The following is a 20,236-nucleotide window of genomic DNA, read 5'->3' on the forward strand; positions in this document are numbered from 1 at the left end:
ACTATTTTAGCTGTCGGCCTCCTCGCTTCGCGCACCCAACCGGAACTCCACCCCCGGGTTCGACCGCCACGGCGAAGGCAGCGGGGACGCCTCCACCTCGTCCTCCGCCTCCCCACGCTCCGTTGGGCCAACATGCCCATGATGCTCCGCAGGCCCCGTGCTGCCACAAGCATCCAGCAGCGCCTCCAGCCGCAGCAATCGCCCGCGCGCCATCAGCCCTGCTCCCCTGCGGACACGGCCGGTGCAGCACTCTTCTGATCGTTGCCCCCGTACCAGTCCAGCCGCCGTGTCCAGTACATCGCCGCTGCAATCGCCAGAAAGCTGCCCACCGCACCTAGCAGCAGAGCGTTGTCCTCCATCCGCAACAACCCATAGATCGCTGCATACAGCGCGCTAAAGATGCCCAGCGCCCGCCACCGCTGCCGCGCGCTCCCGAAGACCCATCCCGCATTCACGCTCAGCAGGAGCACCGTCGCCGCGCCACCCAGCAGAAAGCCCCAGTCGAACCCGATCCGCTCCGCAAACGACAGCAGCAACAGGTAAAACACCAGCTGCGCCACGCCTACCAGCACATACTGCGCCACGTGCACGGGCTTGCCCGCCGTCACCTCAAACAGGAAGTACGACAGGAACACCAACCCCAGGAACAGCGGCGCATACTTCAGCGCGCGCTCCACCGACTGGTACGGGTCCGCCACCTCCACCATCCCCGTCGTCATCGCCGTGCCAGCCAACGCATCCAGTGACCCGGTATCGTTCGCCGCGGGAATGCCGCGCGCGACCGCGGGCACAAACCACTCCGCCGCAAACCCGTCCTTGCTCACCGTTCGCTTCGTCGGCAGAACCGCCCCTTGAAACCCGGGGTTCGGCCAGTCGCCATGCATCGCCACCGTCGTCGCCTGCGCATACGCCAGCACCGTCACACTCTCGGCACCGCGGAATCGCAGCTTTGCCGTTACCGCAAACGACCCACCGCGCCCCATGACCGCGCTCGCCGGCGTTCCCAGTACGCTTAAACTCTGCCGCACCGCCTCCCGGCCAAAGCTCGGGCCGTCTACCGTCATTGCCTGCACACCCGGCTGCACACCCGCCTGCATCGGGTCGACCGTAATCGTCTTCAACGTTGTAATCGGTGCCAGCTCCACCGACGCGGGCGGCACCAGCCGGTTCGCCGTTGCCGCGGCCCCGGCCGCCCCCTCACCCGTCGCACCGCGCAATCCGTGTGTCTCCAGCACCGCGTCCGACAGCGCACTCCGCACATTGCTCACACCCACAGCAATCGCGGCATTGCTCCAGTCCAGCGTCGCGTCCTTCGGCACCGCCGCCCGCAGGTCTTCCGGAGCAAACTCCGCCTCCAGCGCCACCTCACTCTCCACCACCGGCATCCGGTACAGAGCCCGCCGCCGCTCCTCCGCATGCACCTTCACGTCCGCATGCCCCACCGACGGCGTAAACGCAAACACACTATGAATCGGCGGCTGTTTTGCATCGCCCGACGGCTGCGTGTACGGCACCAGCAGCGTCGGCCCCAGAAACACCTGCGGGCCGCCTGCCTCTATGCTCAGCTCATCCCGCACACCCTTCGAACGCGTGTTGCGGTCTTCTGTCAGCCACGCCACAAATAGCGCCATCAGGCTCATCACCACCGCCAGCCCGCACACCACCAGAAACTTCAAACCTCGCGAAGCCGCCCCCGTCCAACGGCCGCCGCCAAAGCCGCCGCCCTGCACCGGACCACGCGCGCCCTGCGCCGGGTACTCCCCAAACGAACCCTGCCCACCCCAACCTGGTGTTCCCATCACTTCACCTTTCTCTTTCAACACTGCAAAACTCAGTTATTCCGACCGCAGCACCCACAACGTCACCGTGGATCGCGCAGTGGATTTGGTGCTTGCACAAAACCGGTACTTCCCTACCCGACACCGAACACGGAACAACCAACGGCAACACGTTGAGAAGCGAGACGTTCTTCTTGGCGTACTTCTCGCCTTGCACTTTGCATTGCAAAGTAAGCACACCGAAAGAAGGAGCGGCACACCGCCGCCCCGAACCCACTAACGCGCGAAGTTGAGCTTTCGCCCCGTTGCCTCCGCCGCCGCATCTTTCACCACCTGCTCCAGCGTCTTCAAATACCCCACGTACCGCTTGCGGCCCTCCGCCGTTACCTTCACCACGGTTTGCGGACGGTTTCCACGCTCCCCTTTTTCCTGCAGTACCAGCCCATCCTGCTCCAGAATGCCCAGGTGGCGGCTCAAGTTCCCGTCCGTCAACGAACACATCCCCTTCAGTTCGTTCCACGTCAGACCTTTGCGATTCGTGATCAGCGCCGTCAACACACCCAGCCGCGCTCGCTCGTGAATCACGCGATCCAGCCCCTCATACGCAAACCGCCCGTCGTCGCCGATACGCGCGCCGTGCGCGTTACTCTTCTTCAAAGCCATTGCCGTCCTCCTCGTCTGCAACCTTGCCCGCCGTCCACAGCACGCCCGCGATCCACATCTGCCCCGCAAAGAACGCAAACCCCATCGTCCACGGCGACAGCGCCCGCGCGTCACCCAGCCCCAGCGTCAGCAGCCCGGTCAACAGGTACCACGCACCCGCCGTCGCAATCAGCTTTGGCAAAAACCGGCACGACGCAAAAATCCCCAGGCTGAACAGCACCATCCACAACCCCGGCATCATCCACAGCGTTCCGGCCCCCTCGCCGGACCCGGTGCGCGCCAGCACAAACGTCACCAGCGATCCTGCAACCAGCACCGGCGCAAACTGCTGCACCGCCATTCCGATCATCACGTCGCTCAAACCGGAGTGCAGCCGGCGGCTTCGCGTCCACATCGTCACACCCGCCAGCACCACCGAAGCCGCCGCCGTTGCCACCCACACCGCCAGATACTCGTTCGCATGCACGGCCGGCTCCGGCACCACCAGCGCCTGCACCAGCGCGCCAACCACCGCCAGCAATCCCGTGCCGGCCAGCGCCGCGGGCCCATATCCGCGAAACTCCGTTGCACCCGCCACCTGCCTGCGAATGCTTTGAATGTCCCCCAACGCCCGGTGCAACTCACCCATTCGCAAACCTCAAACCGCTCATCCAGAGCCCATCCACTTTGTATTGCAAAGCGAATGAGATCACTTTACATCGCAAAGTGGACCGGCGTAAACAGAATCTTGGTAGGTGATAGGCGACCTTGCAGGCGAGCATTCCTGCGTACCATCTCGGCAGAGATGTCCGCGCCGCAACCCACCTCCCTGCCCGGCCGCTCCCTGTGGCTGCCATCTGCCATCGCCGCGTGCTTTGTCTACGGCCTCCTGCTCATCGCACTCATTCACACCACGGCCGACGGCAGCTGGTTCTGGTACGCGCAAGCCCTCACTCACGGCCAGCATCTCTACCGCGAACTGCACCTCGCCATGCAGCCGGTCTACCCCCTTGAGCTCGCTTCGCTTCAGCGGCTGCTCGGCACCACGTGGATCGCGCAGCAAAGCGCAGGCCTGGTGAACCTCGTACTCTTCCTCATCGCGCTCTGGGCCGTCACGCGCCACAACCACACCAGCCCGCTCCAGCGCGCGCTTCTCCTCGCATGCTCGTTCCTTACGGCCATCGGCTTCATCAGCATGCGGTTCGACGACTTCCACATCCTCGCCACCAGCCTCGAACTGCTCTGCGCCGCTCTCCTGCTTTCCCTCGCCCACCGGCAGCCTTCCACGCCGCGGCGCATCCTCGCGCTCGTTGCCATCGGCGTTCTCTGCGGCCTCTGCATCCTCACGCGCCTGAACGACGGCAGCCTTCTACTCTTCGCCGTGCTCGTCAGCGCCGTCGCGATTGCGCACGGAGTGGCCCGCCACATCGAAGCTCTGCTGACCATCGCAGGTGTCAGCGCGCTCACTCTTCTGCTCGTGCTTACGTGCATCGGCGAAACCCCACGCGACTGGTGGTTCTACTCCATCCACACCGCGGCCGCCATCAAGGGCGGTGCCGGCCATCTGTGGCAATACCCGCTCCGCCTGCCCGTGGGCACGGTGCGCGAGATCACCCGCGACTGGCGCAACGTCGTGCTCACCGCATACGCCCTCATCCTCGGTGCCATCGCGGTGTACCTCACCCGCAATCGTCACAGCCTGTCCACCCGCCGCCGCTGGATCCTCGTCCTGTTTGCCCTGGTGCTCGCCCTTCCGCTCTCGCGCAATATCATCCGCGGCAATGCGGCACGCGTGCTTGTCGCCTTTGCCGTCTTCGGCATCTACATCGTGGGCATCGCCACACTGGTACGCCTCGTTCGCGCCTTGCGCGGCAGACCTGCACCAACATGGCGCCCCATCGAGCTGCTCATGCTCATCCCCGCCGCGCAGCTCATCTCCATCTCACTCAGCGCCGCGCTCTGGTATCCCAATCCCAACCCGCCCGCCGCGCTCTTCCTGATTCTGCTGCCCGTCGGCGCGCCCTGGGCGATCGCCCGCCGCGACGCCCGCAACGTTTTCTTTACGTGGGTCGTCCTGCTCACGATCTCCGCCGGTATCGACAAGCTTCGCAACCCCTTCGACTGGTTCAATTACCGCGCCCGCTCCTTTGACGCCGAGCGCACCTGGTACCCGCACCCCGCCTTCGGCCCCATGCTCATCGAAACCGCGCAACTGCGGCTAATGCTGCCTGTGTGCGCCGCCGTCGATGCCGCGCCGCCCTCACAGCGCGAGCTTCTCTCGCTGCCCTTCACCTATCCCAACTACTTCTGCGACATCCCGCCCTGGCACGGCTACACGCAGACTTTCTACGACACCTCCAGCCGCGCCACCATCACCGCGCTTGGGCATGAACTGCTCACCGCGCCACCCGAGTGGATCGTCTACCAGCGCCAGCTCGACATACTCTTCCGCAACGAAGAAGCCTTCAATCACGGCCAGCCGCTGCCCCATCGCGAACTCGACACCCTCATCATGGATCAACTCGCCACGCACCGCTGGACCGCCACCACCCTGCCCGCCCCACCCAGAGACAGCAGCACCTGGCTCCTCATCCACACCCGCCCGTAAGCGAGATAGCCGCACTACTTCATAATTTGTCATTTCGACCGGAGGACCCACAGCTTCACCGTGGGTGCGGAGCGGACTTGGTGCTTGCACCGAAACCTGCATTTCGAACTGGCCTACAGCACCACCGCCACTAAAACCGGTACCGCACCCCAACCTCAAAGTTCCGTGCGTCTCCCACCGCCGTCGCCGCCCCAAACTGCGGATTCAACGGAGGCTCATCCACCCGCCCCGTCCCAAACGTCGCATTCGGAATCATGTCGTTCCGGTGGTTCCCCACATTGAAGCTTTGCACTGCAAAGTTCAACGACTGCCGCTCTCCCCACGTCACCGTGCGCGACAACCGCGCATCCACCCGCACCATCGCAAACCCCTGCCCCGTATTCCGTGGCAGCACCGCCCCGCGCAGCGCAAACGCGCAAGCCTGTGTTCCAAAAAAGGCCGGAACACACGGCCGTGCCGCCGTCTGCTGCAACGTATTTGCCCCCGTTACCAGCGTAAACGGCAGCCGCGACGTGTACTGCAGCAAAGCACCCAGCTCCCACCCGCCCATCAGCCGCCCGCGCCAACCCGCGTTGCGCATCGACCCGCTGAACACGGACCCGTTCGCCGAAACCCGGTGCCGCTGATCGTCATCGCTGCGCCCACGGTCCACACTGAAATCGAAGTTATTGATCGGCGCACTTGTGAAAAACTCGCCCACGTTATCCAGCGCCTTCGACCACACGTACGACACGCGCCCCTGCGCATGCTGCCCCGCGCCGCGCAGGCTCACCTCCAGCCCATCAAAGCTCGAATCGAACCGCGTGTCATACGGCTTGATGTTTCCGCGCGCCGGGTCCGGGCGCGTCCCGTCCGGGCGAATGTTGGTGTTGTACAGCCCCAAGAGGTGTACACCCCGCACATGCTGGTAGCTCACACCCAGCACCGCACCCAGCGGCAGCACCTGCTCCACCCCGGCGCTCATCTGCGCCGAGTACGGCAGCGCCAGCCCCCGGTTCACCAATGTGTAATTGATCACCGCCCCCGCCGGCGGCGCGCTCGCCACATTCGGAAACACCGGCGCGCCCGCCGCCCCCGGCGAATACGTGTAGCTCAACAACCGCGACTGCGCCGGGTCGATGGTATTGCGTGAAAACAGCAGCGCATTCGCCGTCGCCCGCAGTGGAACGCGATCGTAAAACAGCCCTCCGCTCGCCCGCACCACCGTGCCCTCCCGTGGAGACCACGCCAGCCCCACGCGCGGCGACACGTTGTTCGTGTTCGTCCGAATCGTCTCGAGCCACTGCAGATTCCAGCGAACACCCAGGTTCAGCGTCAGCCTTCGCCGCGTCCTCCACTCATCCTGCGCATACACGCCCAGGTTCGGGTTTCCCTGCGTCACCACTCCATTGCCAAAGCTCTGTGTGAAGCCACCGGTGTTGTACACACCACTCTGAAACGCCGCCAACGAAGCAAAGTTATACGACCCGTGAATCGCCTGCGGAAACGTAATCGTGTCCTGGTGTACCAACAGGTCCGCACCCATCTTTACCGCATGCGCACCGCGCTCCAGCACAACATTCTGCACCAGTTCGCCCATGTCATCGGCACGCCCGATCGGCGAAAAGCTGTAGCGGCCAAAGCTCGCCACGCCGCTGATCACCACCGCCGGGCTTTCCACGTTCGGTGGCGCGCTCAGCACATCATGTACGTACTGCGCGCGCGTCTCGCTCCACGTGTGTCCCCCAATGGGCATCACCGCCATCACCGCCGCGGTCTGGTTGCCATCATTCAGCGGTGTCCCGTAACTCACGTCCGCCAGCCCACCCGCTCCCCGCACGTTGCTGCCGCGAAGTTCATACGTGCTCCAACGCGCGCTCAACCGGCCCTCGTTCCGCAGCGCGCGATCCACCTTGATCAGCGCCACATCCGTGTGCACCGTCGTCGGAAACAGCGTGCTCCCGCCCGGTGCCACAACCAGCCGAGGTCCCGCGTACCCCACCGCATTCAGCCGCGCATTCACAGCCGCGGCATTCGCCCCAGCGATCGTCAGCACACCCGCCGTGTTCAGCCGCCGCCCCTCATAGTTGCTGAACAGAAACGTGCGCCCCCGCTGCAACGGCCCGCCGGCACTCGCGCCCGCCTGCACCTGCGTCAACGGCAGCGTTGACCGGCTCAGCGCGTTCGCCGCGTTCAGCCTGCGATTCCGCAACAGCCCAAATACCGTCCCGTGCCACGCATCACCGCCCGACCGCGTCAGCACGTTCACATACCCGCCCAGCGCGCGGCCGAACTCCGCCTGGCCGCCGCTCGTCACGACCTGCACCTCATGCACAGCGTCCTGGCTGTACAGGTTGCCGGCCAGCCCACTCGCATCGTCGTTCGCGCTCAGCCCATCCACGATCACGCTGTTGCTGAAGTTGCGCTGGCTGTTCACGCTGTAACCCTGCCCCGCCACGCTGGCCGTCTCGGCAAACGTCTGCGTGCTGGCGGTGTTGGCCGCACTCACACCCGGCGCCAGCAGCGCCGCGTCCAGGTAGTTGCGCCCTTGAAATGGCACCGCCTCAAACTCACGCTGCGTGATCACCTCGCTCTGCTGCGAACGGCTTGTCTCCAGCTGCACCGCATCCGCCCGCACCGCAATTGTCGCCGCACTTTCCACGCCACCCAGTCGCAGCGTCACCGAGGTCGCCGCGCCCACCGCAAGCTCCACCTGCTGCTCCGCCGCCGCCAACTGCGCCGCCGCGGCCCGCACCACATAGTGTCCCGGCGCCAGGTAAGACAGCCGGAACCGCCCCGCGCCATCCGCCTTCGCCCGCGTCACAACACCGGTTTCATCCGAAGTCGCCGCCACCGCTGCCCCGGCCACGCGCGCCCCCGACGGGTCCATCACCTCGCCCGTCAACGTTGCGGCAGCAACCGCCTGCTGTGCGCCCGCAAGCACACCGGCACACACCGGCACAGGCGCAAGCAGCAACGCACACCACATCTTCCACTGCATACAACAAAGCTCCCACAGCCGCAACCGCGCACAGCAAACATCCATTTCCGAACCAGACTCGGGTCTGCGAAGGAACGGACCTGCTCCGCGAAAACTGTCGCGCAAGCCCTCCCGCTCCATCACACCAGCGCCGCGGTCGGACCGATGCCCATCAGCGGATATTCGCCGCTACACGATAATTTTCGCCGCAATCTTGCTCCCGACACTCACCGCTGTGGTCAATGTCTGGATCACCTTTGTGTAATTGCCAAGCTGGTTCCCGATGTTTTCAATTGCCACCGCGGCCGCGTCTGCCTGTTGAACCAACGCATCCAGGGCAGGATCATTCGCGTGAAACGCCTGATTCAGGCATGCGTTGTAGTTCTGTCGCGCCAGCACAAACTGTGCACGCACCGCTGCGCGCTGCTCCGGCGCGCACGCCTCCAGAATGTCGCTCAGGTTCTCTTGCATCCGAAAATAAATGGCCGCGACCGCTGCCGATGCCGGATTCATAGACTCACCCCCGTCTCCATCTGAACCTCGGCGACCCAGGCCTTTACGCCGGCCAGCGTCAGCGGAGGCATTCTCACCCGCAGCGCCCTGCCCTTCGCAACCGCATCAACGCGCTCCCGCATGCGGTGCAGCGCCTCGCCCAACGCATCCGCCGCGTCCGCATCGTCCCGCTTGTGCTGCAGCAGCCGCTGCTCCACCTGCTGTTTCAGGTCCTCGTGAACCGCCTTCAAAAGCTCCGGCGCGTGAACGTCCGGCTGCAAGCCAAACGGCTCCAGCGAAGACCGGTACCGCTCGTTCGTCGCCACCTGGTCCCGCCGGATCAGCTCTTTCGCATTCGACGCCGCCGCGGCATAGTAACCATCTGCTACTGACACATACAGCGGCTTCTCCGAATCATAAAAGTCACAAAGCGCTGCCATCACTGGCTCCAGCAGCTTCGCCGCCTTCACCTCATCGTGCGCCCGCACCGCGTTCACCAGCGATGTCACCGCGGCGAGCAGCGCTTTCGCCGCCGCATCGCTGCTCGCGCCAAGCTTTAGCGTCGTCAACTCACTCTTCAGCGCACCCGCCGCCGTCGCCGCCTCATGGTCCGCCTGCGAACTCGTAATCTCCGCAAACGCCGCGGAGATCCGCGCGACCTCCGCCGCGAGTCTCGCCCGCTTTCCGATCTCGGCGCGCGTGTCCTCCATCTGGCCCAAGGCCGCAGCGTCGAAATCCACACGCAACAGGTAACTCTGCGCGCGTTGCGCCTCCTCATTCTTCACAATCAGCGTATCCAGCGTCGCGAAGTATCGCTGCATCGTCGCCGCGGTCTCCGCCATCTGCTCGGCAGCCGCGACCGCATCGTCATGCGTCTTGCACCCCTGCAACGCCCCCATGGTCCACAGCGCCAGCGCCGCAACCACCGCTCGTGCCAGCCTCCACCCATGCCCAGTCCGGCTCATACCCTTCTCCCTGCTTCAGCCACGTGCCACCGGCGGCCCAAAACTGTCTCGCTGCCGCGTCCAGCATAGCTCCGCAACGCGCGCTGGGCCTCACTCCCGCGTCGCCCCGTACCGTGGAACCCTGCTCTACAATCGCCCTTGTGAGCGACCCTGTGCGCGACCCTGAGCAGCTTCTTCCGTGTCCCGTCTGCGGCACAATCAACACTGGGAATCCTGCCCTCCCCGAATCCAGGTCACCCTGGGCACTCAAGGCCTGTTCGCGTTGCGGCATGGTGTATCTGGAAAATCCGCCCGGCTACGACCTCTTGGAAAACGAACTGGCTTGGGAAAAGACCTTTGCCACCGAACAAACCGAGCGCCGCAATCGGAATAGCATCGCCTATTCACTGGGGCGCGCCCCCAAACACATCGTCAATCGCCTCTTCCGCCGCAACAAATTAATGCGGTACATCGATCGCTTTGTTGCTCCCGGGCCTGTCCTGGATGTTGGCTGCGCAGGCGGTCACACCTTCGCAAGCCTTCCGGACCAATACATCCCGTTTGGCATCGAGATCAGCAGCGAACTCAGTCAGCGGGCGCAACAGCAGTTTGCGCCGCGCGGCGGTTCGGTCATCCAGGCCGACGCAATCTCCGGACTTCAGCGCCTGGAAGCACACCAGTTCACCGGCATCGTCATGACCTCCTACCTCGAACACGAAAGCCATGCCAGGCCGGCCCTGCTGGAAGCGAGACGTGTCCTGCAAACCGGTGGCAGGGTCATCCTCAAAGTTCCGAACTACTCCTCGTGGAACCGGCGCATGCGGGGCGCGGACTGGTGCGGATACAGGTTTCCCGACCACGTGAACTACTTCACGCCGGCAACGCTGCAAAAAATCCTCAAGGAAAACGGCTACACAGTCGTCAGGTTCAACCTTGGGGACCGGCTGCCGACCAGTGACAGTATGTGGCTCGTCGCCGAAGCAGTGGGCACGTCGTAAGTCATTTTAACATCTACGTGTACCCGGCGCGCTCGCCATGCGGGCAGGACCCAATGCTAAACCGCTTCCGCACTTCGGGTCGTGCTGATCCGTGGCGACACTCTGGTTGCCGCTTCGCCAGCCTCTTCTTCCGCAAGCAACGTCATCGCAACCGCCGTCCATGAACACAGTTCGCCATAAATACGTGTCTCTAGCAGAACACCGGTATAAATCATCAGCGGCACCCAGATCGCCAGGATCAGGATGTAGTTGCCGAAGCGGTACGGCCGGATGCGCCGCCAATACAGCAGCATTACCGGCAGCAGGTAGCCGCAGATATTCAGCAGTGCCGGTACCAAACGCAATTTCAGGCGCTCTGCGTTGTACACGAATCGAGTGAAGTTCTCAGAGTTGTCGTTGTGGCGGAACTTGTACGCAAGAAATCCCTTCACCAGCGCCCAGATGCCACACAAAAGGGCCACACGAAGCCAGGGCACCTTCCGGATCGACAGACTCTTCAGTCGCGTCAAGCCTGCGAGAGCCGGCCCGGAGAGCGTCTCGTCCACCCCTGAACTCGCGCAATCAATCGCGTAAATTCCAATCAGGAACAGCGTCGTCTCTCGATTGAATGTCCCGATCAAAATAACCAGCAGCAACGGTACATAGCGCCGCTCATGGATGAAGTAAAGTCCCGCGGTAAAGAACGCCAGGCTCAACAGATCGTACGGATATGAGAAGTTGGCCTCGTTGTGCACCACATACGTCCACAACATGCAAAACAGCAGCAGTGGAAGCACCAGGAACGGAAGCGTCCGCTTCTGGCTTACTGAGCGATACAACAGTTGCGTGAAAAACGCCGCTCCAAACGTCCCGATCACACTCAATAAGTAGAACGGCGCACGCTCGCGTGCAGCGACTCCCTGATCGTGAACCAGCACATTCATCATGAAGTGTGAATGAAAAATCTCACGCATCAGAATGACCGGCAGGATCCGCTCCTGAAACGGCAAACGCTCATGCCCGGCCAGGTACGCCGGCAAATTCAGATAAAAATCCGAACTGCGCACGTAGAACCGCACGAACTGCAGACACGCGCAAACATAGAGGAACACTATGAACACGGGACGGGTCTGCCGCAATGAGCGCATGGTGCAAGTTAGCAAACAACTTAGTCGCAAACCGACCGGCGTCTTACTTTGCCGACAAGACCCCGCCCATTGACGCAATTTAGCATCCCCTGTTAGCCTTCCCACCACCTTTACAGCACATTCACATGCTCCCAAACAACCTTTTCCGCTCTTTTACATCCGCGCGACCGCGCCCTCTTTAGATCCTCCAGCCCGCCCCAGCAACCTCAACCCGTTAAACTAAAAGGGACCCTACATGGACCCCAAATTCATCCGCAACTTCGCGATCATCGCGCACATCGACCACGGCAAGTCGACCCTCTCCGATCGCCTGCTTGAGATCACCGGCTCGCTCACCTCCCGCGAAATGCAGGCCCAGGTCCTCGACGCCATGGACCTCGAGCGCGAGCGCGGCATCACCATAAAAGCCCACTCCGTCCGCATGATGTACCAGGCCCACGACGGCAACACCTACCAGCTCAACCTCATCGACACCCCCGGCCACGTCGACTTCTCCTACGAGGTCTCGCGCTCCCTCGCCTCCTGCGAAGGTGCCCTCCTCGTCGTCGACGCCTCCCAGGGCGTCGAGGCCCAGACCCTCGCCAACGCCTACCTCGCCATCTCCAACGGCCTCGAGATCATCCCCGTTATCAACAAGATCGATCTCCCCTCCGCCGACATCCCCCGCACCAAAGAAATGATCGAAAACACCGTCGGCCTCCCCGCCGACGACGCCATCTGCGTCTCCGCCAAAACCGGCCTCAACGTCGATAGCATCCTCGAAGCCGTCGTCCACCTCATCCCGCCGCCCGAGGGCAAAGCCGACGCACCCCTCCAGGCCCTCATCTTCGACAGCTGGTTCGACCCCTACAAAGGCGTCATCGTCCTCGCCCGCGTCATCAACGGCACACTCCGCACCGGCCAGCGCATCCAGCTTATGAGCAACGGCCGCACCTTCGACGTCGAATCCATGGGCGTGCTCACCCCCAAGCCCGTCGAAATCCACACCCTCTCCGCCGGCGAGGTAGGCTTCTTCGTCGCCACCATCAAGGACGTCGCCGATACCAAGGTCGGCGACACCATCACCGACCCCGGCAACCCCGCCACCGAAATGCTCCCCGGCTTTGAAGACATCAAGTCCATGGTCTTCGCCGGCCTCTACACCGTCGAATCCCACGAGCACGGCGCCCTCCGCGAAGCCCTCGGCAAACTCAAACTCAACGACGCCTCCTTCTCCTTCGAGCCCGAATCCTCCGTCGCCCTCGGCTTCGGCTTCCGCTGCGGCTTCCTCGGCCTCCTCCACATGGAAATCATCCAGGAGCGCCTCGAGCGCGAGTTCAACCTCGACCTCATCACCACCGCCCCCGGCGTCCGCTACAAAATCCACCTCACGGGACCACGCAGCGAGTCCAACATCGTCGAGGTCGAAAACCCCTCCCGCTGGCCCGACCCCACCACCATCGATTTCATCGAGGAGCCTATCATCACCGCCAAAATCCTCACCAACGAGGAGTACGTCGGCGGCATCCTCAAACTCGTCGAAGACAAGCGCGGCAAACAGAAAAACTTCGAATACGTCTCCGGCTCCCGCGTCATGATCACCTACGAGCTCCCCCTCAACGAGATCGTCCTCGACTTCTACGACCGCCTCAAATCCGTCTCACGCGGCTACGCCAGCCTCGACTACCACCTCTCCGGCATGTGGACCTCGCCCATGGTCAAGATGGACATCCTCGTCTCCGGCGAACCCGTCGACGCCCTCTCCGTCATCGTCCACCGCGACTTCGCCTACGACCGCGGCAAAGCCCTCGTCCACAAGATGAAAGAGCTCATCCCCCGCCAAATGTTCGAGGTCGCCATCCAGGCCGCCATCGGCTCCAAAATCGTCGCCCGCGAAACCGTCTCCGCCATCAAAAAAGACGTCCTCGCCAAGTGCTACGGCGGCGACATCTCCCGCAAGCGCAAACTCCTCGACAAACAAAAAGAAGGCAAAAAGCGCATGAAACGCATCGGCAAAGTCGACATCCCCCAGGAAGCCTTCCTCGCCGTCCTCAAAGTCGGCGAGTAGTATCCTGTTGGCCAGCGCAACAACTCAGGAGCGCAATCATGTCCTACGACGAACAAATCGACCAGCTCGAATCCGAGAAACGTGCCTGCATGGACAGCTATAACAAGCGAATCAACGACCTCTGGATGGAAAAGCAGGAAGCGGAAGACCCTGATCACAAGCACGGCGACTTCATCACCCTGCCCGGCGGTCGACGCGTCATGGTTTGGCGAGGCAAGCCGCTCTCGCAGCAAATCATCGAAGATCGAGGATCCCGCTGAACCTGTTCTACTTCGACTCCAGCGCCCTCGCAAAAGTCTTCCTCGGAGAGCCGGGCGCACAGCAAGTCGATGCATTACTCACACAGCCCGGCTCCGTCTGCCTGACCTGCAACGTGACGCCGCTTGAGATACGCTCTGCGATCCGCCGTCAGCAAATGGCCCATGAACTCCTACCCGCGTACGCGGAGTTTGCCGTCCGGCAGCTTCAGACCGTCAACGACCTTGTCACCGTCGACATCTCACCGGCGCTCCTCGAGCGCGCCGCGCTCGTCGTCGACGACACGCAACTCCGCGCGCTCGACGCCATCCACCTCGCGGCAGCGCTCGCGACAGCCGAAGCCAACCCGGCATCCTCGCTGACCTTCGTCGCCTCCGACAAGCGCCTCCTGCAAGCGGCGTCCCAAAGTGGTCTCCCAATCCTCAATCCGGAGGCGCTTTTAACGCACGAGCCGCAACTTCGAACCGCCCGCGAAACCGTTTCCGCCATCAAAGAAGACGTCCTCGCCAAGTGCTACGGCGGCGACATCTCCCGCAAACGCAAACTCCTCGACAAACAAAAAGAAGGCAAAAAACGCATGAAACGCATCGGCAAAGTCGACATTCCCCAGGAAGCCGTCCTAGCCGTCCTCAAAGTCGGGGAGTAGGTCTTGCTTTAGTAGTTGTGATTGCATATAAGGCTGATAATCCCCGCAAGTCGACCGCTACGCTTTGGAAATCACCTTTAGCAGCAAGCAGCTACGCAAGTACGCAATCAGCAAGCGAGCCGCCGAATTCAAGTTCGGAAAGCCCCTCGCAAGCAAGCTTCACAGTTGTGTTGCGGATATTTTGGCTGCTGAATGCGTAGCTGAACTTCCGTTAGTCGCCATGGTTTCAGTCGATCCCAAGGCGTTCACGATTGAGCTTGACGGCGGTGTTGCTGTTGCATTCGAATGCCGCCACACACGCGAATTGCCCCTCGTGCGCGGAACCAAACAGATCGACCTTACCAAGGTGAGAACAATAATGCTGACAGACATTCGAGTGAACAATGACAACGGCAAATAAGTTCGCACCTCATTGGATCTCAGCACCGGGCGAGACCATCGTGAAGCTGATGGTGGCGAACAGGATCACGCAACAGGAACTTGCTGACGAGCTTTCACTACCCCTCGAGGCGGTCGAACTGCTGCTTCATGGACGTCTCCCATTGTCTCGCGGCCTCGCTGCGGGCGTGGCTCGCATTTTAGGTTCAACGGAATCCTTCTGGCTCAAACGTGAAAAGCAATTTCAGGAGGGTAAAAGCCGTCTTGCACAAGAACTTCCCAAAGAACAGGAGTGGATACGTACTCTTCCTTTGCTTGATATGAAAAAGGGAGGCGCACTTCCGCCAGATACTTCGAAAGCAACGCTGGCTGAGGATTGCCTAGACTTCTTCGACGTTGAGTCCGTTGACGAGTGGACGCGTCGATATGCAGAGATCGTCAGCACCACGAAGTTCCGGACGTCTGCGTCTTTCGAAAACAAGATTGGTGCTCTCTCCTATTGGCTTAGAAAGGGCGAGATAGTTGCTGAGAACACTCGGTGCGCAAGATGGAATCGAGCCGGCTTCCTGAACAGCCTGCCGGAACTCAGGAAGTTGACTCGTTGGAGAGAGCCAGCCAAATTCCTTCCTGAGATGCAACGCATATGCTCAGCGAACGGAGTAGCTTTGGTGATAGAGAGAACGCCGAAGGGCTGCGTCGCAAGTGGGGCAACGAAATTTTTAAGCGAGTCTAAGGCTCTCTTGATGTTGAGCTTCCGCTATCTTTCAGATGATCAGTTTTGGTTTTCGTTCTTTCACGAGGCAGGGCATCTCGTGCTGCATGGCAGAGAGACCTTCGTTGAAGGCGAAGAGAAGCAAATCACAGAACAAGAAGTGGAAGCCAACGCTTTTGCCGAAGAAGTGTTGATACCCTCGCTTCTAGAGGCAGAACTGCGTAACGTGTCTAGGCATTCAAAAGCTCTTGTCAGGCTGGCCCTTCAGCTAGGTCTCTCGCCCGGTATTTTGGTTGGACAGATGCAACACAAAGCTTTGTTACTCCCGAGCCAAATGAATTTCTTAAAGAAGCGCTACGAGTGGCACTAAGAACTCACCCGACAAAGGATACCTTAACTTCAGGGGACTTCTGCCAGTTGCAGAGCGAGTCTTCCATCACCTGCATGCCAAGCCCCAAGCAGTCGCCGAGAGCTACCGTACGACTCTCCAGTAGTCTCGTACTCATTCTGCTTCTCGTGTTGCCGCCAAATATCAACCGCGCACCTCTGGCCGGACCGGTTGCATCCGCCATGTATGGCGAGTCAGCCTCGATGGCCGCAAGGTGTAGCTTGGCCACCATAGTTAAGTAGTCGAAACGGGCAGTTCGACCAAAAGAAATTACGTCAGCCATCCAGACATATAGCTTTCGAAATGCCGCACGTGGATGTCCGTTCGCTTCAGTAATGGCTCGCTGAAAAAGAACTCTATGGCTACCGCTTTTCAACACCCATTCCACGTACGTCTGTACAGCGATACCGGTGCCCCTTGGCTTGTCCGGGTCCAAAGTCTCATATTTTCGATGATTGCCGAAGGCTCGATGAACGTCATCGCTTCGCAGGGTTCGAAGGTTCATGCGGAGCCAATCTCGAAAGCCTTCCGGATCACGGCCTACATCATTCCAGCTCCAAAGTCCGCCCTGCGCGAGCTTCCCGTAAATATCTCTGGTGAGTTGATAACCACTCTTCTTGTTCTTCCCAAACTGAACAAAGAGGAAGACTAACCAGAAAGCTTCATCCCAATCACCTCTCCGTTGAGCAAGAACAGCGGCACGCAAGGGGTCAAATAAGCGGCTTTGTGGGTTTGCACGTTCTGGACTTATATCCCGGTGTTGCATGACCTCTACATAACGCACTCTGTGCGCGCTTTCCACCATCTGCCAAATTAACGTGTCTCGCGCTGCTTCGGTGGAGATACCTGGGAGACCTCCATGCTCAGCTTCGTACGCCTCAAATCGAGCGTACAAGGTAGCTTCTAACGCCGCATCATCCCGCCTCAATGTACTAAGTCTCCGCCGTCTAAGTTGAGGTTCAACATCTGTATTTCATCAACGGGTATTTCTGTTTTGGTCTCTAATACGCGCTTACGTCGTTCGATATAGGTGTTGTAAACGCTATCCCTCATCCTTCTCCTAATTCGGCGCAGAGCGTTTTGATCTTTGCGTCCGTACGCAGCGTGGATTTGGAGAAGTCGAATTATGTCAGCCCAGTATTGTGGCAAATGATCTGTTGAACCGCCATAGCGGCCGCGTCTGATCAAGATCTCTGCCTTCAACACTTCTCTTACAGCGGCAGACTGATCGCCGAGCGGCATCGCTGGCATGGGCAACTGGTACTGAAAGCCTTCTGAAACGAAGGCCTCGGCGGATTTTCGGTGTTTATCATAAAGATGCAAGCTTCCTACGAGATGGTGGTAGGGCCCCACTTTCAGGCCAAGAGATCGTGCTATCAGTTCTTGAATCATCGTGAAGGCGAAAATATCGCCGGGCAGCCCAAGCCACACGTCGTTCGAACGCATGTGTGTGACCATGATTAGTCTTCCTCCACGATTCATGAACTGGAGTGTGCATGTACAAGGGACATCTGGATGTGGAAGAGTGTCGATAGGCCAATAGATAGGAATCACAGCTCTTCTGCTCGGCGGGTTCGCGCGAAGAAGGTCAACTATGCGCTGCAATTCACTCACTCTTCCGGGCTGCAGAAGGCGCGGACCATAGGCTGACCGCACCTTTGCGGGGTCTTCCTCTTTATCGAGCGGGTAGTTCTTCAGGTAGTATTTGATGATCTCAGAGCGATCTTTACCGGACAGGTACCAAAGCAATTCTCCGAGCTGGCCAAAAAGCAAATTGCGAGACTCCGCACGGCTAAGCCGGGCAAGTGGGTTTCTGAGTACCAACTGAGCTCCAATTAGCTCTACATTAGGGCCCTTCGTGGGTGCTTTTGCGGCATGCCTTTTCTGCTTCAGCAATCGCTGATACACGGTGAACAATAGATCATCAAGAGAGTCTTGTACGACCCGCATGTGCTCCTCGCTGAAAGTTCATTAGGTAGAGTCACAGTGCACCGATTTATGTGCGTTCTGTCAAGTAAGAATTCGAAGAGTGTGAGGGGGCAGCCGCAAGCCTCCAGCCCAGAACTACCCACACCCTCGCTCCTGCCAACCCCGCGCCCACCAGCACGGGAACGCGCCTGCCTCACCTCCGCGAAGCAAAGGGGCGAACCGCCCACAAAGCGCGACAAGCGTTCGGAGGGGCATGAACCTGGCCATACCATCCACCCTCCGCCCCTGAACCCGCGCGGTCACGGCATCCCGCAGGACACCATCTCAACCCCGCGCACCAGCGGCTTCAGCCGCCGAAATAGCTCAACACCCTCCGCCCCTGAACCCGCGCGGTCACGGCATCCCGCAGGAGCCCACCTCTTCACCCCGCGCGTCACCACCGCCAGCGGCCTGGCCTGATTTGCATCCACACCGCCGCACCGCTACCCTGCTCCCACATGCTCCGCGCCCGCATCCTCGTCGGCCTCGCCGCCTTGCTCCTGGTACTCCCGGCACGGACGCAAAGTCCCGCCGCGCCACCCGCCCCGACCTAGCCACCCGTCAAAGGCTGCGGCCCCCACTGCGAGACCTTCGGCTCCCCAGACGCCGCCACCACGGTCATCTTCCTCCACGGTACCAGCGGCGCAGCCTCGTACTCCAGGATGGCCCAGCGACTCGCTGCCGGCGGCTTTTACGTCCTCTACCCGCACTACCTTGAGGTCCGCAGCAGCCATGGCGCGTCCGATACGGATTACGCCGCTTGGGCCGCCGTCGTCGACTGGTCCGGCAGCCTTCCCGACACCGCCTTCCACAACGCCACGCGCATTCCGCCCATGCTCATCCTGCACGGCAGCGACGACAGCAACGTCCCGGTTATCAACGCGCAGCAGCTCATTCGCCTCTGCGAACTCGCCAAACAGCACTGCGACTCCGAAATCTACCCGGGCGACGGTCACGTCTTCCCCAACCACCACGACGATGCCTGGCAGCGCACCTTCGCCTTTATCCGTGCTCAGGCTGCCTCCTCAACCGCCGCCCAGCCCGTCCCAGGGTCGGGAAACCTGTCAAGCCCCACTCACCCCTAAGTTCCACATTGCACACAAGATAAAGTTGGCATGCTAGTTCCGCCAACTCCCTACAATAGAGAGAGGGCTCCCCAGCGCATACCTTGCGCCAGGAAGCCCTATCAACTCCCGAAAGAACCGCGGTCAAGACCCGGCAAGTATCTCTACCGCAGGATCTTACCCGTAAGTTCCTGCGACACAGGAACTTACCGAAACCAGGCAAACCCAACCCCAACAGCACGAAGAACTTAGTCAATTCGACCGGGGGCAGGGCTGAGATCTCCCTACGCTGGAGCCGGCGCAAACCCCGGTGGAATTGTTTGCAGGTTCGCAGCCGTCGCCGGTGCACTGCTCGCCGTCCCATAGAACGCACCGTTGATGCCGCTCGGGAAAAAGCCACCCTGCGTCAACCCGGCACCACCGTAGGCCAGCGCCAACACTTGCGGCACCGACCGCAATGCGGGCAGGCCGTTCGCGGTATTTACCGGCAAATACTGGTTTTGCGGACCGGTCGGCGGAGGAACCAGATCGGCGCCGTCCAGCACGGGACTCGGAACGTTGAGTCGCGCGATCTGCGTGTGGAGCGAGCCGACATGCAGCGCCTCAACCGCTAGGATCCGCGCCGCGGTCTGTATCACAATCGGCGTGGTCAGCAGGTACGCCGCACCGCCATAGGCCGTAACGCCCACGTCCTCAAAGATGCGGGCGAGTTGCAGATATTCGTTCTGATTGCCGAAGCCGAAGCCCAGAGCGGTCAGGTTGATGTTTGGCTTGGCAATTGCCGCCGAGCCAAGAAAGCTCTGCAGCAGCGTCACGTGTGCGCGCTCATCCACGCCGATCTCCGAAGTGATGGGACCGGTAAAAACCAGATTGTTCGAAAACGTGACCTTCGCCCCGCCGGTGGTGGTGCCACCGCCCGGCGGGTTGGCTCCGTAAGCGACGCCGGAAACTTTCAGGCCGGCCTGTTCGATCCCGTATCCGTATTGGCCATAGGTATAGAACTCTGCCTCCAGGTACTCCAAATTCAGGGCGAAATTGAGCACCGCAATCTCAGTCGCGGTGGGGCTGCTGGTTTGAGCTTCCGCTTCGCGTGGGCTGGCCAGCGCCATTGCGCTGACTGCGGCGGTCGCCGTGCCAAGGGTGGCTAGAAACTTACGCCGGTTGGGAGAAGCTTTGACGACTTCGTCCAGGATGCGTTCTGACATGAGAACTCCTTTGGGTGCGTTC

18 protein-coding genes and 2 pseudogenes are annotated in these 20,236 nt (G+C 61.1%); 9 read left to right on the top strand and 11 right to left on the bottom strand.

The features are described 5' to 3' along the window. Positions 1–6: 6 nt before the first annotated feature. The 4 genes from ACOFKT_RS12615 to ACOFKT_RS12630 all read right to left on the bottom strand — a co-directional run bounded on the left by ACOFKT_RS12615 (position 7) and on the right by ACOFKT_RS12630 (position 3,069). A complete protein-coding gene (locus ACOFKT_RS12615; RefSeq protein WP_419804334.1) occupies positions 7–213 on the bottom strand; it encodes a hypothetical protein in 207 nt (68 codons plus the stop codon). Further along, entirely contained in the window at positions 213–1,799 is a 1,587-nt protein-coding gene (gene creD / locus ACOFKT_RS12620) for a cell envelope integrity protein CreD (RefSeq protein ID WP_419804335.1), read from the bottom strand. The genes ACOFKT_RS12615 and creD overlap by 1 nt, the downstream gene beginning before the upstream one ends. A 255-nt stretch (positions 1,800–2,054) precedes the next feature. Then, positions 2,055–2,441, bottom strand: a complete 387-nt coding sequence (locus tag ACOFKT_RS12625) for a transcriptional regulator (RefSeq protein WP_419804336.1) — start codon at positions 2,439–2,441, stop codon at positions 2,055–2,057. After that, on the bottom strand, positions 2,422–3,069 hold the full coding sequence (locus tag ACOFKT_RS12630) for a hypothetical protein (RefSeq protein ID WP_419804337.1): 648 nt from the start codon (positions 3,067–3,069) through the stop codon (positions 2,422–2,424). The genes ACOFKT_RS12625 and ACOFKT_RS12630 overlap by 20 nt, the downstream gene beginning before the upstream one ends. A gap of 156 nt (positions 3,070–3,225) precedes the next feature. Between ACOFKT_RS12630 and ACOFKT_RS12635 the strand changes: the two genes are divergently transcribed. Then, complete coding sequence (locus ACOFKT_RS12635) at positions 3,226–5,028, top strand: hypothetical protein (RefSeq protein WP_419804338.1); 1,803 nt, start codon at positions 3,226–3,228, stop codon at positions 5,026–5,028. Between the two features lie 130 nt (positions 5,029–5,158). Here ACOFKT_RS12635 and ACOFKT_RS12640 read toward each other — a convergent pair whose 3' ends face one another. From ACOFKT_RS12640 to ACOFKT_RS12650, 3 genes are all read right to left on the bottom strand, one after another. Then, positions 5,159–8,008 (bottom strand): carboxypeptidase regulatory-like domain-containing protein, encoded by a 2,850-nt coding sequence (locus ACOFKT_RS12640; RefSeq protein WP_419804339.1) that lies wholly within the window; start codon positions 8,006–8,008, stop codon positions 5,159–5,161. A gap of 168 nt (positions 8,009–8,176) precedes the next feature. Further along, positions 8,177–8,500: a hypothetical protein gene (locus tag ACOFKT_RS12645; RefSeq protein ID WP_419804340.1), complete on the bottom strand. Its 324-nt coding sequence runs from the start codon at positions 8,498–8,500 to the stop codon at positions 8,177–8,179. Continuing rightward, positions 8,497–9,444 (bottom strand): hypothetical protein, encoded by a 948-nt coding sequence (locus tag ACOFKT_RS12650; RefSeq protein ID WP_419804341.1) that lies wholly within the window; start codon positions 9,442–9,444, stop codon positions 8,497–8,499. The genes ACOFKT_RS12645 and ACOFKT_RS12650 overlap by 4 nt, the downstream gene beginning before the upstream one ends. Before the next feature lie 140 nt (positions 9,445–9,584). On the opposite strand from ACOFKT_RS12650, the gene ACOFKT_RS12655 reads away from it, so the two are divergent. Beyond that, complete coding sequence (locus tag ACOFKT_RS12655) at positions 9,585–10,421, top strand: methyltransferase domain-containing protein (protein WP_419804342.1); 837 nt, start codon at positions 9,585–9,587, stop codon at positions 10,419–10,421. Between the two features lie 56 nt (positions 10,422–10,477). Here ACOFKT_RS12655 and ACOFKT_RS12660 read toward each other — a convergent pair whose 3' ends face one another. Further along, a complete protein-coding gene (locus ACOFKT_RS12660; RefSeq protein ID WP_419804343.1) occupies positions 10,478–11,548 on the bottom strand; it encodes a hypothetical protein in 1,071 nt (356 codons plus the stop codon). A 235-nt stretch (positions 11,549–11,783) separates the two neighbouring features. Between ACOFKT_RS12660 and lepA the strand changes: the two genes are divergently transcribed. The 6 genes and pseudogenes from lepA (at position 11,784) to ACOFKT_RS12690 (ending at position 15,959) form a co-directional block, all read left to right on the top strand. Further along, on the top strand, positions 11,784–13,595 hold the full coding sequence (gene lepA, locus ACOFKT_RS12665) for a translation elongation factor 4 (protein WP_419804344.1): 1,812 nt from the start codon (positions 11,784–11,786) through the stop codon (positions 13,593–13,595). Between the two features lie 38 nt (positions 13,596–13,633). Next, entirely contained in the window at positions 13,634–13,855 is a 222-nt protein-coding gene (locus ACOFKT_RS12670; RefSeq protein WP_419804345.1) for a hypothetical protein, read from the top strand. Further along, a pseudogene (locus ACOFKT_RS12675) lies at positions 13,801–14,232 on the top strand (PIN domain-containing protein); the annotation flags it as partial. The gene ACOFKT_RS12670 and the pseudogene ACOFKT_RS12675, both read left to right, overlap by 55 nt. An 87-nt stretch (positions 14,233–14,319) precedes the next feature. Further along, a pseudogene (locus ACOFKT_RS12680) lies at positions 14,320–14,499 on the top strand (hypothetical protein); the annotation flags it as partial. Positions 14,500–14,563: 64 nt separating this feature from the next. After that, positions 14,564–14,899: a hypothetical protein gene (locus tag ACOFKT_RS12685; RefSeq protein WP_419804346.1), complete on the top strand. Its 336-nt coding sequence runs from the start codon at positions 14,564–14,566 to the stop codon at positions 14,897–14,899. After that, complete coding sequence (locus tag ACOFKT_RS12690; protein WP_419804347.1) at positions 14,883–15,959, top strand: ImmA/IrrE family metallo-endopeptidase; 1,077 nt, start codon at positions 14,883–14,885, stop codon at positions 15,957–15,959. The genes ACOFKT_RS12685 and ACOFKT_RS12690 overlap by 17 nt, the downstream gene beginning before the upstream one ends. Before the next feature lie 4 nt (positions 15,960–15,963). On the opposite strand, the gene ACOFKT_RS12695 is transcribed toward ACOFKT_RS12690, so the two are convergent. Continuing rightward, on the bottom strand, positions 15,964–16,872 hold the full coding sequence (locus ACOFKT_RS12695) for a hypothetical protein (protein ID WP_419804348.1): 909 nt from the start codon (positions 16,870–16,872) through the stop codon (positions 15,964–15,966). 29 nt (positions 16,873–16,901) lie between these two features. Next, complete coding sequence (locus ACOFKT_RS12700; RefSeq protein ID WP_419804349.1) at positions 16,902–17,927, bottom strand: thymidylate synthase; 1,026 nt, start codon at positions 17,925–17,927, stop codon at positions 16,902–16,904. A 680-nt stretch (positions 17,928–18,607) separates the two neighbouring features. Between ACOFKT_RS12700 and ACOFKT_RS12705 the strand changes: the two genes are divergently transcribed. Next, positions 18,608–19,030: a prolyl oligopeptidase family serine peptidase gene (locus ACOFKT_RS12705; protein WP_419804350.1), complete on the top strand. Its 423-nt coding sequence runs from the start codon at positions 18,608–18,610 to the stop codon at positions 19,028–19,030. Positions 19,031–19,293: 263 nt separating this feature from the next. Here ACOFKT_RS12705 and ACOFKT_RS12710 read toward each other — a convergent pair whose 3' ends face one another. After that, complete coding sequence (locus tag ACOFKT_RS12710) at positions 19,294–20,214, bottom strand: ferritin-like domain-containing protein (RefSeq protein ID WP_419804351.1); 921 nt, start codon at positions 20,212–20,214, stop codon at positions 19,294–19,296. Positions 20,215–20,236 lie beyond the last annotated feature (22 nt).

Origin of the sequence: Terriglobus sp. (assembly GCF_965201105.1) — a bacterium.
Taxonomy (GTDB): Bacteria; Acidobacteriota; Terriglobia; order Terriglobales; family Acidobacteriaceae; genus Terriglobus.

Coding starts and splice junctions, on each gene's coding strand:
- ACOFKT_RS12615 (WP_419804334.1), bottom strand. CDS start 213: ATGGCGCGCGGGCGATTGCTGCGGCTGGAGGCGCTGCTGGATGCTTGT.
- creD (WP_419804335.1), bottom strand. CDS start 1,799: ATGGGAACACCAGGTTGGGGTGGGCAGGGTTCGTTTGGGGAGTACCCG.
- ACOFKT_RS12625 (WP_419804336.1), bottom strand. CDS start 2,441: ATGGCTTTGAAGAAGAGTAACGCGCACGGCGCGCGTATCGGCGACGAC.
- ACOFKT_RS12630 (WP_419804337.1), bottom strand. CDS start 3,069: ATGGGTGAGTTGCACCGGGCGTTGGGGGACATTCAAAGCATTCGCAGG.
- ACOFKT_RS12635 (WP_419804338.1), top strand. CDS start 3,226: ATGTCCGCGCCGCAACCCACCTCCCTGCCCGGCCGCTCCCTGTGGCTG.
- ACOFKT_RS12640 (WP_419804339.1), bottom strand. CDS start 8,008: ATGCAGTGGAAGATGTGGTGTGCGTTGCTGCTTGCGCCTGTGCCGGTG.
- ACOFKT_RS12645 (WP_419804340.1), bottom strand. CDS start 8,500: ATGAATCCGGCATCGGCAGCGGTCGCGGCCATTTATTTTCGGATGCAA.
- ACOFKT_RS12650 (WP_419804341.1), bottom strand. CDS start 9,444: ATGAGCCGGACTGGGCATGGGTGGAGGCTGGCACGAGCGGTGGTTGCG.
- ACOFKT_RS12660 (WP_419804343.1), bottom strand. CDS start 11,548: ATGCGCTCATTGCGGCAGACCCGTCCCGTGTTCATAGTGTTCCTCTAT.
- lepA (WP_419804344.1), top strand. CDS start 11,784: ATGGACCCCAAATTCATCCGCAACTTCGCGATCATCGCGCACATCGAC.
- ACOFKT_RS12670 (WP_419804345.1), top strand. CDS start 13,634: ATGTCCTACGACGAACAAATCGACCAGCTCGAATCCGAGAAACGTGCC.
- ACOFKT_RS12690 (WP_419804347.1), top strand. CDS start 14,883: ATGACAACGGCAAATAAGTTCGCACCTCATTGGATCTCAGCACCGGGC.
- ACOFKT_RS12700 (WP_419804349.1), bottom strand. CDS start 17,927: ATGCGGGTCGTACAAGACTCTCTTGATGATCTATTGTTCACCGTGTAT.
- ACOFKT_RS12705 (WP_419804350.1), top strand. CDS start 18,608: ATGGCCCAGCGACTCGCTGCCGGCGGCTTTTACGTCCTCTACCCGCAC.
- ACOFKT_RS12710 (WP_419804351.1), bottom strand. CDS start 20,214: ATGTCAGAACGCATCCTGGACGAAGTCGTCAAAGCTTCTCCCAACCGG.